Source organism: Bacillus sp. EB106-07-01-XG149, from assembly GCF_058791555.1.
In genome coordinates this window covers 297924-314138 of record NZ_JBYTDP010000003.1, presented here as the reverse complement: position 1 = coordinate 314138, position 16215 = coordinate 297924, and the positions used below count along the sequence as shown (strand labels likewise).

General features: G+C 37.2%; 17 protein-coding genes and 2 other annotated features. Of the genes, 4 read left to right on the top strand and 13 right to left on the bottom strand.

Translation table 11 applies throughout. From position 1 onward, the window contains the following. Positions 1 to 129 precede the first annotated feature (129 nt). Positions 130 to 561 (top strand): hypothetical protein, encoded by a 432-nt coding sequence (locus AC3WTA_RS13890; protein ID WP_000332404.1) that lies wholly within the window; start codon positions 130 to 132, stop codon positions 559 to 561. A 41-nt stretch (positions 562 to 602) separates the two neighbouring features. On the opposite strand, the gene AC3WTA_RS13885 is transcribed toward AC3WTA_RS13890, so the two are convergent. Both AC3WTA_RS13885 and AC3WTA_RS13880 read right to left on the bottom strand, forming a co-directional pair. Further along, positions 603 to 1835, bottom strand: a complete 1233-nt coding sequence (locus tag AC3WTA_RS13885) for a zinc ribbon domain-containing protein (RefSeq protein ID WP_001099920.1) — start codon at positions 1833 to 1835, stop codon at positions 603 to 605. A 19-nt stretch (positions 1836 to 1854) separates the two neighbouring features. Further along, complete coding sequence (locus AC3WTA_RS13880) at positions 1855 to 2640, bottom strand: zinc ribbon domain-containing protein (protein WP_000389019.1); 786 nt, start codon at positions 2638 to 2640, stop codon at positions 1855 to 1857. Between the two features lie 195 nt (positions 2641 to 2835). Here AC3WTA_RS13880 and AC3WTA_RS13875 point away from each other — a divergent pair, with 195 nt between their 5' ends. After that, positions 2836 to 3669 carry a hypothetical protein gene (locus AC3WTA_RS13875; RefSeq protein ID WP_000424503.1) on the top strand — a complete coding sequence of 278 codons (834 nt, stop codon included), beginning with the start codon at positions 2836 to 2838 and terminating at the stop codon, positions 3667 to 3669. A gap of 14 nt (positions 3670 to 3683) precedes the next feature. Here the strand turns inward: AC3WTA_RS13875 and AC3WTA_RS13870 are convergent, their stop codons facing one another. The 10 genes from AC3WTA_RS13870 to trpE all read right to left on the bottom strand — a co-directional run bounded on the left by AC3WTA_RS13870 (position 3684) and on the right by trpE (position 12870). Beyond that, the gene (locus AC3WTA_RS13870) at positions 3684 to 4367 is read right to left on the bottom strand and encodes a DUF2278 family protein (RefSeq protein WP_070168553.1); all 684 of its coding nucleotides are present in this window, start codon (positions 4365 to 4367) and stop codon (positions 3684 to 3686) included. 90 nt (positions 4368 to 4457) lie between these two features. After that, a complete protein-coding gene (locus AC3WTA_RS13865; RefSeq protein WP_000996218.1) occupies positions 4458 to 5957 on the bottom strand; it encodes an L-lactate permease in 1500 nt (499 codons plus the stop codon). A gap of 110 nt (positions 5958 to 6067) precedes the next feature. After that, on the bottom strand, positions 6068 to 6427 hold the full coding sequence (locus tag AC3WTA_RS13860; RefSeq protein ID WP_000946155.1) for a DUF4029 domain-containing protein: 360 nt from the start codon (positions 6425 to 6427) through the stop codon (positions 6068 to 6070). 74 nt (positions 6428 to 6501) lie between these two features. Next, positions 6502 to 7278, bottom strand: a complete 777-nt coding sequence (gene trpA / locus AC3WTA_RS13855; protein WP_000537818.1) for a tryptophan synthase subunit alpha — start codon at positions 7276 to 7278, stop codon at positions 6502 to 6504. Between the two features lie 3 nt (positions 7279 to 7281). Continuing rightward, positions 7282 to 8475: a tryptophan synthase subunit beta gene (gene trpB / locus AC3WTA_RS13850; protein WP_001105013.1), complete on the bottom strand. Its 1194-nt coding sequence runs from the start codon at positions 8473 to 8475 to the stop codon at positions 7282 to 7284. Continuing rightward, positions 8472 to 9086 (bottom strand): phosphoribosylanthranilate isomerase, encoded by a 615-nt coding sequence (locus tag AC3WTA_RS13845; RefSeq protein WP_000865134.1) that lies wholly within the window; start codon positions 9084 to 9086, stop codon positions 8472 to 8474. Before AC3WTA_RS13845 ends, trpB begins: the two co-directional genes overlap by 4 nt. After that, the gene (trpC, locus tag AC3WTA_RS13840) at positions 9083 to 9844 is read right to left on the bottom strand and encodes an indole-3-glycerol phosphate synthase TrpC (RefSeq protein WP_000536681.1); all 762 of its coding nucleotides are present in this window, start codon (positions 9842 to 9844) and stop codon (positions 9083 to 9085) included. Before trpC ends, AC3WTA_RS13845 begins: the two co-directional genes overlap by 4 nt. 1 nt (position 9845) lies before the next feature. Beyond that, positions 9846 to 10871: an anthranilate phosphoribosyltransferase gene (gene trpD / locus AC3WTA_RS13835; RefSeq protein WP_001067358.1), complete on the bottom strand. Its 1026-nt coding sequence runs from the start codon at positions 10869 to 10871 to the stop codon at positions 9846 to 9848. Beyond that, a complete protein-coding gene (locus tag AC3WTA_RS13830) occupies positions 10868 to 11455 on the bottom strand; it encodes an aminodeoxychorismate/anthranilate synthase component II (RefSeq protein WP_000636339.1) in 588 nt (195 codons plus the stop codon). Before AC3WTA_RS13830 ends, trpD begins: the two co-directional genes overlap by 4 nt. Next, positions 11452 to 12870, bottom strand: a complete 1419-nt coding sequence (trpE, locus tag AC3WTA_RS13825; protein WP_002096790.1) for an anthranilate synthase component I — start codon at positions 12868 to 12870, stop codon at positions 11452 to 11454. Before trpE ends, AC3WTA_RS13830 begins: the two co-directional genes overlap by 4 nt. Positions 12871 to 12922: 52 nt before the next feature. After that, positions 12923 to 13167, bottom strand: a binding site (T-box leader). 42 nt (positions 13168 to 13209) lie between these two features. Further along, positions 13210 to 13447 (bottom strand) — a binding site (T-box leader). Positions 13448 to 13753: 306 nt separating this feature from the next. Here trpE and putP point away from each other — a divergent pair. Together putP and AC3WTA_RS13815 are read left to right on the top strand one after the other, a co-directional pair. Next, on the top strand, positions 13754 to 15232 hold the full coding sequence (gene putP, locus AC3WTA_RS13820) for a sodium/proline symporter PutP (RefSeq protein ID WP_000107194.1): 1479 nt from the start codon (positions 13754 to 13756) through the stop codon (positions 15230 to 15232). Positions 15233 to 15394: 162 nt separating this feature from the next. Continuing rightward, on the top strand, positions 15395 to 15793 hold the full coding sequence (locus AC3WTA_RS13815) for an Ig-like domain-containing protein (RefSeq protein ID WP_000878738.1): 399 nt from the start codon (positions 15395 to 15397) through the stop codon (positions 15791 to 15793). A gap of 24 nt (positions 15794 to 15817) precedes the next feature. Here the strand turns inward: AC3WTA_RS13815 and AC3WTA_RS13810 are convergent, their stop codons facing one another. Then, a complete protein-coding gene (locus AC3WTA_RS13810; protein WP_000395654.1) occupies positions 15818 to 16213 on the bottom strand; it encodes a PH domain-containing protein in 396 nt (131 codons plus the stop codon). Positions 16214 to 16215 lie beyond the last annotated feature (2 nt).

Here is a 16215-nt window from a genome sequence, read left to right as displayed (position 1 = left end):
TGTAAAGAAAGAGCATTTCATCTTCAAATTTGGTGCACAAACCTATGCCTTAATAGGTAGCCGTCGTGTCTTATAAACAACATGTTTAATATGCTATAACAGTTACTATTGAAAGTAGGTGAAACATACATGTGCGCCGGCCTTCTCGCCCAGCTTCCAGATGAACCGCAAGAACCGAAAGAACCGAAACCCGCCCTCTCACTTGACCAAGAATTTTCCATTAATGCAACAATATATAGTGCTCGTGCTTGGTTATCTAACGATGATACGTTTGCGCAAGATATTTGGAAAGCTACCCAATTTGCTTCAGCATCACATGCTGGCAAGTCCATCTTTCCAGTCGGTTCTGTTAAAATTATGAACTTTTCTGATGATACAATAACCGTTACTGCCTCACCAGAATCAGATCGTGCGCTCAAAATAGTCGTACCACCCCATTCCGAGGCAGCTCTAACGTCTGGTCCATTATCCCATATACAAGCTAGTACATCAGGAGGATCAAGTAAAGTCACATTTCTCTTTCACATCTTTTTCTCAAGGGATCCTGGTTCAGATAAATAACCATAAAAGGTACAGTTATGCACTGTACCTTTTTCACGTGTTTATTCTCTTGATCTGATCAATTCAACATTATAAGTTTCAATATCTGTTAGCTTTCCTGTAAAATACGGATTTTCTCTATACCAAGACTGTTTTGAAAAATACTCTTGCATATCTTTCGTTTGAAACATATGTCCATGTCTTGCGTATATTTCGTTTCTCGCTATTTTCAATTGTTCTTTCGATAAATATGTTAAGTCCGTACTCGTTAATTTTCGAATATCACTATCAGGGAAGATGAAACCATTATATACATACCGAGTCGTAGGCGGGGTAAAATTGTAAACAACTGTTTTTTCTGTACTTTTCTTTTGGAATGGAAGGTTATAAGACGGAAGTGCCGTTACCGTTTCTACCTTCGTCGTTTCCCTTCCATTTTCTCCATTTCGTTCTAAATAAATCGTCGTACTTCCATCAGTTGCTACCGGTCCCCACGTAATTTCTTCCCCAGCCAGCGCTGTAACTGGTTTTTGATTCACATACAATGTTGCACCAGGTGCATTCGTTTGCACTGTAATATATTGCCCTTGCAACGTTAAATCTATCGTTACGTTATTTTGACCTTGTTTCATAAGTACAACCTTTTCTTCACGTGATAGTTTTACATAGTCATTTTTATATTCTGCTTGAAACACTTGAGCCCCTGGAAGAAACGGGCCATATTGCTTCTCAAACTTTTTGTCATCAGACTTATCAATTTCTTTTCCGTTCATTTTTAAAGATGTACCTTTTTCATTTGTAAGCACCGTCGTATAATACGTCTTCGCTTTCAATTTATACCGATCAAAGATAAAGAAATACTTTCCGTCTTTCGTTAACGAAAAATCTGCTTTTTCAATTCCATCCCTCTGTTTTTCACCTATCCTCAAATGTTCTTTCAATTCATCCACGTAAGATGGGTTTTCTTTTATATACGAAAAAAGTGGCATTAAACTCTCTCTCGTTACAATAACTGATGGATCATCTGCCGTGACGATTTCAGCTAACTTCTCCCCGTCTCTCTCTTGTACAATAGTAATCATTCGATCTACTTGTGCCGCCTGCTTATAATACGATGATCCGTACAAATACAGTCCCACAATCACTACAGCAAGTAGTGCTAAAAGTATAATGCCAACTTTTGTACCGCTGCTCATTTTCTTCTTTACCACAAGGTTTTCCCTCTTCTGACCGCAGCTTTGACAAAATTGCACACCGTCTTCAAGCTGATTCCCACACTTTGTACATACATTCATCCATTCAACCACCTTTTCTTTAGAGGCCAGTTAATCCCTGAGTAATGGTTTGAATTATCGTGCTAATGTAAGACCAAAGTACAATGAACGTTGCGATTCCAATTAAAACATTTGCGATAATAAGAGTGTAAACAAGATCTAATCCGCCGTTGTCTAATTTTAATATGGCAACAGTTACACTAATCCCTATATAAGTTGTAGCTATAGATAATAATATCGGTAAGAAAAAAATTAATAGAAAACTAAAAAGAAAAGTAAGAACTAATATAGCGATAGCCGGCGTTGCTATCGTTCCCCATACGCCAAATACTTCAAGAAATGAAAAAGAAGATTTCATCATCTTACCACTTACAAAAATAATAAATCCGACAAACGAAGTTAAAATCAATAAAAAGAAAAAGACCGTTACAGCTTCTCCAAAAAATGTAAGAGTAGAAACATCTGGCACTAACGTTCTCGTAACTGCTGCCCCAGCACTCATCATTCTATAAAAAATACATGCCCCTAAAAAACAAATAAGAACAAGACTTACAATTCCATTTCGTACTTCAACCTTGCCGCTTTTCATAATCGCTGTCGGTGCTTTGAAAGCATGTTTAAAGAACTGAAAATAGCCACTTGCAAACCGCTTCGCTTGCTCTACTGTTTCATTTTGTCGAGTTTCCTTTGCTGGTGCTACGCGTGCTTGTTGCTCACCTTTTTCTTGTGCACCACTCGCTACTGCTTCCTCCGTCAACGAATGTCCACAATTCCCGCAAAACTTTGCCTCTGCTGCATTTTCCGTCTGACACGCCGGACATTCCATTCTCTCATCCCTCCTTAAGTAAATACCATATAGGGTGTTACAAGTTCAATATATGACTTGGGACATAAAACATGACTACAAGAAAAAGATTATGAAATCCTTCTTTCAAAAGAAATATATGTGCTAGCAATCTTGAAAAATAATGCTATTATGAAACAGAACAAATAACATTTTTAATAGATTGGATGACTGGCAATGGAATTGGTAAACTCAATTTTTCAAATACTCCTTACAAGCATAATCCAATTATTTTCTTTAATTGGCGTTATCATTGTAATTGGATTTCTATTAGGCTATTTAGAATCTCTCACACGCATGTATTGGTCGAGAGCTTTCGGAAGAAAAGGATTCCTTTTAACGGCGTGGATCGGTGTTCCTATTCATGAACTTGGACATGCCATTATGTGTGTACTATTTCGTCATAAAATTGTAGCAACGCAGTTTTTCCCAACGGATACAAGTCAAGGTGCTTTAGGCTACGTACAACATCAATACAATCAAAAAAGTGTATATCAACGAATTGGGAACTTCTTCATTGGAATCGGTCCTATTATTTCCGGTATTACTGCGTTAATCCTTTTAATGCGCTATTTCGTACCAAATTCATATTTCTTATTTAATACAACTCTCGAAAAAACAATCGCTTCTACTTCTATTAATATAGAAATGGTTCAAAACATGCTTTTATCGACGTTTGTATTATTGAAAAGCTTATTTACAATAAGCAATTTATTGAATCCTTCCTTTTGGCTATTTTTATTTATCGCCATTTGTATTTCTGCACATATCGCTTTAAGTAAACCAGATATTAAAGGATCAATAGACGGTGTTATCGTCATGTTTATCTTTTTATTTTTATTCAACATAATCGCAGGACTATTTCAGTACGACAGTAACCAGCTCATTGGAAAAATGATGAAGTATAATATGTATCTCATTGCATTTTCTAGTGTAGCATTGCTGTTCTCTTGTATTTCTACACTTGTTAGTTTTGGGTTTTATAAAATAAGAGAAGGGCGTTCGTTGTGAACGCCCTTCTCTTATCAATTATTTCCTTTATAATCACAATGTTCAACCGGAACACGAGCATGTCCCTCTTCATCGGTACACCATGACTGCGACTGGAAGGCAAGAAAGATACCGATCCATGATTCTTCCTTTTCGAAGTGAATGAGTATACCTCCGTCTTGCCATATACCATTATCACCTTTCCATTTCTCTACATTCCCTTGGTTCATATGAATATCGTGTATACCGTTTCCTGGTTCGAAATGGAAGTAAGAATCCGGTGTATTTTCTTCTGGCCCCCATCTTTCACCAAATGCGTAAATAATCGCTTTTTCTTCTATCGCTCGTTTTATATAACGTTCTATTTTTTCATTTAAATCATTATCAACACCTGCTTTTTCAGCAGGTAAAGGAATCATTTGTTTCGATTCAAATACATTACCTCTTACGTAGTCTAAAGCTACTTTCGGTTCATTGTTTTTTATTTCTGTAAAACCGAATGGTAATGTCGGTAAAATATTAATTGCTTCTGACCGAATATTGTCGCTCGCAAAATATAAAACTTCTGACGGATAACTTTGCGACTTTACGTTAATTGCAATACGATAATCTACTTCTGCTTCGCCTTGTAAATGAACTTGATAATGAGGTGTTTTCCCTTTTCCAATCTTTGATTGTATAACTGTACCTTTTAACACGCCGTAGTTTTTTAGGGGCATACATTTCATCTCCTATTCATTTAGTAGAAGCTTTTCATATTTAAAACATTATCCAATCATAAAGAAAATCCTCCTATGTTAGGAGGATTTTTAATTTCTCAACATATACCAAACAATAACCTCTACCACTACTAGCAAAATTGCACCAAAGATCATTAACGTCGTCTTCTTTAACAATTCATTTTCACGATAAGGAATGTTACATAAATACGCCCCTAGTGTAATCCGTGACGGGCAAGCGATTGTCGCTACTGACGATGCGGTGTTTTGCAGTGTTGTGACATATTGCCACGGAAGCGCTACGTTTTGCGCAGTTTGCATTTGTAGTTTTATAAACATCGCATTTGATCCGGCGTTACTACCTGTTAAAAAGCCACCGATTCCGCCGATAAATGGGGCAACGAAAACGAAAAACGTTCCAAATGTTTCACCAGCTGTTTTTGCCAGTAATGCATGCATGCCAGATGCACCCATTAGTTCTGAAATGGCGATAAACATCGTCGTTGTAATCGCAAAAGGAATCCATTGTTTTATCGTTTGCGAGAGTGATTGTTTAATAATATGAGATGGAATACGGAAGAAGATAATAGTAAATAAGCATGTCATACCGAGCCAAAATCCTGGTGAATATAGTAGCTCTAGCTTGTAAGAGTATGATTTCAAATCAAGAACGGCATATGATCTGAATACATCATGTAATGCTGGTACAAGGCGAGAAAGCAAAATACAAACAGTTAAGAATATATAAGGGCTAATAATTTTTATAATAGATACTTCTCTCTCCGTTGCTGCAGCATGTTCTGTTATTAAATTTTGCTCACTTTTTCCTTTTAATTTAATGATAAGAAAGCCAAATGTAATTGTAACGATAGAACTTAATATACCTGCTAGTTCAACACTTACGTATGCGTTAGAAAGATAGATTCCGAGAGAAAATAATAGAAAGAAACCAAATCCTTCTTTCCACTTTTCAATTACGGCCCGCCAGCCACCAACAACGTGTAAAGAAAGAATGACGAAATAAGCAAACATCGGAATACTTAGTAGTGCCGTATTTGTACCAAGTGTTGTAAGCGGCATATTTATTAGCTGCGAACCGATAATCGTACCAGTTGCCATTGCGCCCCACGAACTAGCTAGTAAACCGATAAATGAAAGCAGTACAGCCTGAAACGGTTTATAGCCCAATGAAAGAAAGATAGGTGCTGCAACCATGAAGCCAATTCCGAATCCACTTACTGATTCGATTAGCGGACAAATACCAAAACACATAAGGAGCATTTGTAATAAACGATCGTGCGTCACTTCTTCTAGAAAACGTGCTACTTGATCGATGTACCCCATTTTGTTCATGAGGTGAAATAAAAAAATACCGAAAAACAAAACGTACCCGACAATAAAACAAATTAACCAACCTTTAATCGTTGCGTGCACAGTTTCACTTATCCCTAGTTGAAACGTTGGCGAGAGTAAAACGATTCCAACAGACACAACGTAAGCAATTAAAGAGGACCTTAATGACGTTTGTTTAAATAAAAATAAACAAATGAAAATCATCATAATTGGGATAAGTGCCAACAATATGGCCATGTTATCATCTCTTTTCATTAAAAATACAATTTTTAACTATTATATAACAGATGTCATATTTTTCAATTGTTTTTACAACAGTTGTAAAAAAGAAGCCAAATGGCTCCTTTTCACTCCCATTTTCTATTATCCTGAAAAACCGTCTGCTGTCCGACTATTTTGTCTAACACAACAAGCACAAGATAAGCACATATTACTTGCAATACAACGTTACCAAATTTCATTAATTCAAATGCATGGATCCATCGGAATAATTCATTTAATAATACAATTGAAACGATACTAAATAGTTCTATGCTAATCGAAAATATACATATTTCTAAAATAGATTGCTCTTGAATGCGAGTTAAGTTGGAAAAGATGAATACATATCCTAAAAATAGAGCCATCAACTCTATTTTCGTCATGCTAATGAGCCAAGCGTATAGTGGTACGGTTAAAAGAAGATATAGTAGTTTTCGTCTTAGCATGCTTTTTCACCCTCTAATTTATATGTATTTTCTGTATATTTTAACATTTATTACACAAAACAAAAAGAAGAGACTCACGCCTCTTCTTTTTGTTTTACTGCCTGTATTAACTCACATATTTCTTCGCGTTTTTCATTTTCTAACAGCTCAATGACCTTACTTCCAACGACAACTCCGTCACATATTGTAATCATTTCTTCTACATGTTCCTTCGTTGAAATACCAAACCCTGCCACTACCGGTAAATGCGTATGTGATTTTACTTTTTCTAAGTAACTATGAATCTCATCTTTAAAGTTTTGACGTACTCCTGTTACGCCCGCTACTGTAACAGCGTAGACGAATCCTTCTGATTCACTCGTAATTTTTTCGATTCGCTCAATTGGGCTCGTTACTGTAACGAGTGGAATTATCGCAATGTTTGCCTCTCGAAGTAACGGGGCAATAATATTTTGTTCTTCATACGGTAAGTCTGGAACGATGATGCCGTCTACACCTGCTTCTATACAGTTTTCGATGAATCGTTCTTTTCCGAATGCGAGTACTGGATTTAAATATGTCATGAGTACAAACGGAATTTGTACTTCTTTCCTTACCTCTATTAATGCTTGAAAAATGCCTTTTAATGTTACACCGCTATCTAGCGCTCGTTTCCCTGCTCTTTGAATCGTTGGACCGTCTGCGACTGGATCTGAAAACGGGATGCCGATTTCAACGATGCTCGCTCCTGCTTCATCTAGAAAACAAATTCTTTCTTTTAATTTTTCAAGGCCACCATCTCCGCCCATTACGTACGGAATAAATGCTTTCTTACCATTTTCAAACGCTGCTTTTATTTTTTCTACTCCCATTTTTTACACCTCTTCCATATAACGTTTTATACTCTCTACATCTTTATCCCCGCGACCAGATAAACAAATGACAAGTCCTTCGTCTTTCTTCATTTGCGGCGCTAATTTTAATGCGTATGCGACAGCATGTGAGCTTTCTAACGCCGGAATAATCCCTTCTTTTTTCGTTAATAATTGAAATGCTTCTAACGCTTCATCATCTGTAATCGAATGATAAGAAACGCGGCCAATATCTTTTAGCAAGCTATGTTCTGGCCCAACACCCGGGTAATCGAGTCCTGCTGAAATAGAGTGAGCTTCTTGAATTTGTCCTTCTTCATTTTGCAGAAGATACATCATCGATCCGTGTAAAACGCCAACGCTTCCTTTCGTTAAAGTAGCTGCATGCTTTTCTGTATGAACGCCTTTTCCAGCTGCTTCTACGCCATAAAGAGCAACTTCTTCATCGTGTACGAACGGATAAAACATACCCATCGCATTACTCCCACCACCAATACATGCAACGACTGCTTCTGGTAACTTTCCTTCTAACGCTTCATATTGTTTTTTCGTTTCTTTCCCAATTACACTTTGAAAATCACGAACAATTTGCGGGAATGGATGCGGTCCAAGAACGGATCCCATAATGTAGTGCGTATCATGTACGTGTGAAACCCAGTAGCGAAGCGCCTCGTTTACCGCATCTTTTAATGTACCGCTACCTGCGGCTACGCTTTCTACTTTCGCTCCGAGTAATTCCATTCGGAACACATTTAATTTTTGACGTCTCACATCTTCTTCTCCCATAAAGATGACGCATTCTAATCCGAGTAGGGCACATACAGTAGCGGTTGCCACTCCGTGTTGTCCTGCCCCTGTTTCAGCGACAACTTTTTTCTTGCCCATTCGTACTGCAAGAAGTGCCTGACCAATTGTATTGTTAATTTTATGAGCTCCTGTATGGTTCAAATCTTCACGTTTTAAATAAATCTTTGCACCGCCGCAATACTTCGTCATATTGTCAGCGAAATAAAGCGGTGTTTCTCTTCCGATGTATGTCTTTAAATAATGATTTAATTCCTTTTGAAACGCTTCATCTTGCATCGCTTCTTTATATGCTTCTTCTAGTTCTAATACAGATTGCATTAACGTTTCTGGAACGTATCGTCCTCCGTATATACCGTAGTGACCTTTTTCATCTGGATATGCGTAATTCATTTGGAACACTCCTTCGCTTTTATAATAAATTGTTTTATTTTCTCTACATCTTTCTTTCCTTCTGTCTCCACTCCGCTACTTACATCGACCATGTATGGCTGAATAGTTCGAATCGCTTCTTCTATATTAAGAGCGTTTAATCCACCAGCTAATATCGTTTTCTCTCGCGACTCTTTTGACATATGTGCGAGTAACTCCCATGAAAATTTCTTTCCATTTCCCCCGTGAAACTTTTCTTTCGGACTATCAAACAATATATAATCCGCTTCATATGTTTGAGCGTTTTTCATATCTTCCTCCGAAGTCACTCCGAGCGCCTTTATAGACGGAATATTCAATCTTTCGATTTGATGATTATCTTCATCCCCATGTAGTTGCACATGCGTTAACCCACACTCATCTGCAATTTCCTGGATCACTTCTACTGATTCATTTACGAAAACACCAACCTTTAACACGTTTGCTGGAATCTCCTGAATGATTTCTTTCGCTAGCCTTGGAGTAATTTTTCGCTTACTTTCTGCAAAAACAAATCCGAGTGCATCAGCTCCGTATTCGCAAGCACGTTTTGCCGTTTCAACATCAGTGATACCGCAAATTTTCACTTTCATATGTTCACCTTACAATCTTCAAAAAAGGTAAGAATAGAAGATGATGTCATAAGTGCTTCTCCAACTAATACACCTTTCGACCCAGCTCGTTTGACGCGAATAATATCTTCTTTTGAATGAATCCCGCTTTCACTAATCCAAAGTAAATTCTCCTCGTTTAATCGTTTTCCAAGCTGTTCTGTTTGGCTTAAATCAACTTCGAATGTTTTTAAATTACGGTTGTTAATACCGATAACGTGCGGATTTAATTGGATCGCAATTTCTAATTCCTGTTCATCATGAACTTCAACAATTGCTTCTAATCCTTTTTCTAGTACGTAGCTATACAGTTCTTTTAACTTCTCTTTCGTTAACGCCGCTACGATTAGTAAAATAATATCTGCGCCAGCTTCATACGCCCTATCAATTTGAATCTTATCGATTATAAAATCTTTACATAAAAGCGGAATGTTGCTTTCTGCTCTTGCCGTTTGTAAATCATGAAATGACCCTTTAAAAAATTGACCGTCTGTTAAAACAGAAACTGCTCCTGCGCCGCATTCTTCATATGTTTTCACTTGTTTTCGTACATCAACGTGTAAATTGATATCTCCTTTTGATGGTGATGCTCGCTTTACTTCTGCAATGACAGTAAACTGCTGTAATGCTTCTACAAGTGAATGTGTCTTTCTATTTTCTTTTAATGGTGTATATGTTTCATATAATGCCGCAACTTCCTTTTTCTTTTGGTCTACAATTTTATCTAAAATCGTCCCCACTTTAATTCACCCTTTCTAATTTTTCATTACTTGCTGCAATTAATAAGTTTAGTTTGGCTAATGCTTTTCCTGAGTCAATACTATGCACCGCTAGTGTAATTCCTTCTTCAATCGTTTCTGCTTTTCCATTTGCGAAAAGAGCTAGACCTGCATTTAATAAAACAGTATCACGGTAAACACTCTTTTCTCCACTTAATACGCCAAGCGTAATCTTTGCATTTTCTTTCGAATCCCCACCTCTAATCTCTTCGTTTTTCACTATTGAGAAACCATATTTCTCAGGATCAATACTCGTTTCTACTATTTCATTATCTTTTAAAATGACAACATGATTCTCTCCTTGTAATGATGCTTCATCTAAAAATCCACTTCCGTTTACGACAAGCGCTTGTTTTCTTCCTAGTTTCTGTAATACTTGCGCAACTGGTAGTAACATATCTCGTTTATAAATGCCGACAAATTGTGTTTCTAAATTTACCGGATTTGTTAAAGGACCAATTAAATTAAAAATCGTCGGCACATTCAATTCTTTTCTTATTTTCATAATGCGTCTTAATGCTGGGTGCATCGCTGGCGCGAATAAAAATGCGATGCCGACATGCTCTAATAAATAATCAATTTCGTTTGGCGTACTGCTAATATTTACACCGAGTTCTTCTAATAAATCTGCACTTCCTGTTTTACTGGATACAGCACGGTTACCGTGTTTTGCAACCTTTACGCCAGCTCCTGCGAGTACAAATGCCGATGTTGTACTAATATTAAACGTTTGGGCACCGTCACCACCTGTCCCGCAATTATCCATTGCTCCTTGTATATGGTTCGAAAACGGTAATGCCTTTTCACGAAGAGCTCGAACAAGGCCGTATATTTCTTCTGCCGTTTCACCTTTCGCTTTCAGTAAGACTAAGAAAGCTGCAATTTCACTTTCTAATATGTTTTCACTTAATAAAAGTAGTCCTGCTTTATACATTTCCTCTTCTGTTAAATGTTGACCCTCTACTAATTTACGAAGATAGTTATTCATACTCTTTCCTCCTCTTTTACTTCTGTTAAAAAGGCACGTATTAACTTTCCGCCTTCTTCTGTTGCAATTGATTCCGGATGAAACTGTAGTCCGAATAGCGGATAATAATTGTGACGAACTGCCATAATTTCTCCATCGTCCATCGCTGTCGCAAGTATGTCAAAACACTCTGGCAAACTCGTTTGTGCTGCAACAAGAGAATGGTAGCGCATCGCTGTTAGCGGCTGTGTCACGTATGAAAAGATTGACGTTCCGTTATGTTTCACACGAGATGTTTTCCCATGTTTAATGCGCTCCGCTCTAACAATGTCTCCTCCGAATGCTGATATAATTGCTTGATGACCAAGGCAAATACCTAATATGGGAACGTTCTTATAAAAATGACGAATCACTTCGATACAAATGCCAGCATCCTCTGGTTTTCCTGGTCCTGGTGAAAGCACAATTCCTGTAGGATTCATCCCTTCTAGCTGTTCTATCGTTATTTGATCATTTCTTACGACTACAATATCTTCTTCGTATTCACCTAACAGTTGATACAAGTTATATGTGAATGAATCATAATTATCAATTAGTACAATCATTTCATTACCTCCAATAGTGCTCTCGCTTTATTTAACGTTTCTTCATATTCAGCTACTGGGTCTGAATCATAAACAATTCCCGCTCCTGCCTGAACGTATGCTTTTTCATCCTTTACGACCATCGTTCGAATGGCGAGTGCCATATCAAGATTTCCAGAAAAACTAACATACCCCACTGCACCGGCGTATACATTTCTTTTTTCATTCTCTAGCTCATTTATAATTTCCATCGCTCTAATTTTCGGAGCTCCCGACACTGTTCCTGCTGGTAGGCAATACGCTAATGCATCAAATCCACTCATTTGTTTTCGCAATGTTCCGTAAACTTCAGATACAATGTGCATAACGTGGGAGTATTTTTCTACTTTCATATATTTATCTATCGTCACGGATCCAATTTCACTTACTCTGCCAATATCATTTCGCCCAAGATCTACAAGCATCATGTGCTCCGCTCGTTCTTTCTCATCTTCTAACAGTTCTTTTTCAATTTCCGCATCTTGCTCCTTCGTTTTCCCTCTCGGCCTCGTACCCGCAATTGGATTCGTCATCACCTTATCTTCTCTAACTGATAACAAGCTTTCCGGCGAAGAACCGAGTACAACATAATCTTGAAAATCGATATAGAACATATATGGTGACGGATTGGCAATTCGAAGTTTTCGGTATAACGCGAATGGATCACCGATACATTCACTTTGCAAACGCTGAGATAATACGACTTGGAATATGTCCCCGGCCCCAATGTATTCTTTCGCCGTTTCTACCATCGTGCAAAATTCTTTTTCTGTTATAGAAGAAGTGAATGATAATGTTGATCTTATTTCAGTTACTTCTGCTTCTTCTCCTTGTAACACTTCCTCTTTGTATACTTGCAATCTTTCATATACTTCTTCATAAGAAGCTGCATCATCTTCCCTGCATACATATACAAATGATAATTTTTGGCGTAAGTGGTCATACACGATAAACTCACGGTACAGTAAAAGGTGTACTTCCGGAATATTCAATGGATCGTGTAAATCTTCTCCAATGTTTTCATATTGCCGAATGACGTCATAACCAATATAACCAACTGCTCCTCCGCAAAACGGGAATGGACTGTCTACTTGAGCTGACGCGATTTCTTCTTCTAACACTTGTAGTACGTTACCTTGCAACTTTTCTGTTTGGCCGTAAATCGTTCGTTCTACTTCCGTACCAACACTTTTCACTTCACCATATGGATTACATCCTAAGTAAGAATAGCGTCCTTTATCTTGATGAAGCTGCGAACTTTCTAATAAAAACTTTTTCTTTCCTTTCATACGTCTATATAAAGAAATTGGCGTAATGCTATCTCCTTCTTCTTCAGCGATTACTAAAAATGCTCTTCCCTGTTCTTTTTTCTTCATAAATTCCTCTTTTGTCATCATGCCTTTCACCTCAATCTGAAAAATAAAAAAGTCCCCTACATATCGAAAATATGTAGAGGACGATAAATTTACCGTGGTACCACCTCATGTTGGACGCAAAAGCATCCCGCTTTGTTCAGGTACAAAATATATACCTTATCCTTGTAACGGCGGAACCCGGGTTGCCTACTGAAAATAATTGTTCAGCATACCTCTCGTAAGCCCATTCCGTATATAGCACCGCACCGGGCTCCCACCTATCCCCGGCTCTCTGTAACGTCTCCAATATACGTACTCTTCTTACTTCAACGATTTCATTTATTTAATTTTTTGTACACAAAAAGGGAGTACTCATCCTATAGAAAGGACGGGTACTCCCGTGGTGCCACCTTAATTCGTTACGAATGTAACGCACTTTACCGTATCAAAAACAATACGTGTCTCTTGTATCGATGAGATCATGTCGCCAAAGCCTACTTCTTTCGTTTCGGTTTGGAAGCTCCGAAGCCCATTCCACATCAATCCCATACTGATTCGCACCAACCATCAGCTCTCTGACATGTTCATCATGTGTACTCTTCTTCATCAACGCTTGCATTTTTTTAAGTTGCACTCATTATAGACCTGACTTTTTTCACAAGTCAATACTTTTCAAAAAAAAATATTTTTCTTTCCTTTCAATATTATATTGACAAAACAACCTCTTTTTATGTAAATATAATAAATACTCTATTAAAAATAAGGTTTTTTGTATGAATATTATATATTAAAAAAATAAAATGATGTCAAAAAACGCTTACATTTCTGAAAATTCGTATTTCTGTATGGATTTTTCAGAATAATCATGATAGATTATAAATATGCATAACGCATCAAAAGACATGACAAAAGGAAGGGGAACTACATGAGTACGCAGATGTTAACTTTAACTTCTATCTCTATTTACATGCTCGGGATGTTAGTAATTGGCTATTTCGCCTATAAACGAACGTCCAACTTAACAGATTATATGCTTGGCGGGCGTACACTAGGCCCCGCAGTAACAGCATTAAGTGCTGGAGCAGCTGATATGAGTGGTTGGCTTTTAATGGGCTTACCCGGTGCAATGTTTAGCGTTGGATTAAGTAGTAGTTGGATTGCGATCGGCCTAACATTAGGCGCATACGCAAACTGGATCTATGTCGCTCCTCGCTTACGTACCTACTCTGAAATTGCAAACAACTCTATTACTATCCCAGAATTTTTGGAACACCGTTTCCACGACAAATCCCATATGCTACGCCTAGTATCTGGACTTGTTATTATGATATTTTTCACGTTTTATGTAGCTTCAGGATTTGTCTCTGGCGCTGTATTATTTGAAAATTCATTTGGACTCAATTACCATGTTGGTCTTCTTATCGTTGGTGGAGTTGTCGTAGCTTACACATTATTTGGTGGATTTTTAGCTGTAAGTTGGACAGACTTCGTGCAAGGAATCATTATGGTAGTCGCTCTTATTCTTGTTCCAGTCGTAACAATTATGCACGTAAATGGACTTGGTCCAGCATTTGAAACAATTAAATCTATCGATCCAGCATTATTAGATATTTTTAAAGGTACTTCTGTATTAGGAATTATTTCATTATTCGCATGGGGCCTTGGTTATGTTGGACAACCACATATTATCGTACGCTTTATGGCGATTTCTTCTGTAAAAGAAATTAAAAGCGCACGACGTATTGGTATGAGCTGGATGATTTTCTCTGTTGTCGGAGCTATGTTTACTGGCCTTATCGGTATTGCATACTATTCAAAAGCAGGTTTAAAACTTTCTGATCCAGAAACGATTTTCGTTGAACTTGGCACTATTTTATTCCATCCACTTATTACTGGATTTTTATTAGCAGCTATTTTAGCAGCGGTTATGAGTACAATTTCATCTCAGTTACTCGTTACTTCTAGTGCTATAACAGAAGATTTATATCGTACATTCTTTAAACGTTCTGCTTCTGATAAAGAACTTGTATTTGTCGGTCGTATGGCTGTACTTGTTATTGCATTAGTTGGGTGCGCATTAGCGTTTAAACAAAATGATACGATTTTAGCTCTTGTTGGATACGCTTGGGCTGGATTTGGTTCTTCATTCGGACCTGCTATTTTATTAAGCTTATATTGGAAACGTATGACGAAGTGGGGCGCACTTGCTGGCATGATTTCTGGTGCCACTACTGTTATTATATGGACTCAGTTTAAATTCTTAAAAGAATTCTTATATGAAATGATTCCTGGTTTCACTATTAGTTTACTAGTAATCGTAATTGTTAGTTTACTAACACAAGCTTCAAAAGAAATTGAAGAGCAATTTGAGGATTTCGAAAAACAACATAGTCATAATCTATAAAAGAAAGCTCTGCTGTTATCATATCAGCAGAGCTTTCTTTTTATGAAAGTTCGACAATCTTCTACTCGAATTTAACAATTTCTTTATGTTTCGTTAAATTAAACATAACACTACTCCTTTATAGTAGTACTATCAGCACTTATACAGAAAGGGGACTCCAACATGTTAGCAGCTTTCCAGCAACAACAAACACGAAAATTTTCACCTATTACAAATACTTCTGCGTCTTGTTTGAACGTACAACCTAATCCACCTAAAATTTCAATCGCTCCTTCTGTTATTTCAGTCATTGGTGTTCATATGGAAAAAAATAAGTTGAAAGTAAGAACTGGACAAAGCACTGATTTATCAGCTTCCGTTTTGCCAGTGCAAGCAACGAATAAAGAACTTATTTGGACAAATATGAATGCTGATGTTATCACAATGTATCCAAAAGGTGATACAGTAACGATTACTGGAAAAAGTGCCGGAAGAGCAGTCATAATTGTCACAACTGCTGAAGGAAAGTTCCGTGACTTATGTATTATTCATGTACAACCTTATATGACAAATCCAAAGTAAAAGAGTGGCTTTCTAGCCACTCTTTTACTTAATTTCAATGTGTGAATTTTTACTTGTAACAAGATTGATGAATTGGTCTTTATCTTTAGGAGAAATAATCTCTGTTTTATGTGCGCCGTAAACAATTTCAAGTCGATCAAATGACAATGCATGAGCAGCTATTGGATTTTTCGTATTTGAAATTTGTTTTATATCTTGTATAAATATGCGTTTTTTAACGAGACCTGATCTAATTGTAATTGTTTCTTCTCCGACGATGTATTTTGTCGAAAACCAACTCCACATAAATAATATTGCTAACGGAAGTGTAAAAAATAAAAGAAAATATTCTCTTCCTACAAATATGGGGGCAAAACACGCTCCAATGACAACGAAAAAAATCGGGTATAACCATACATCTTTTTTTGATGGAAATTCCACTA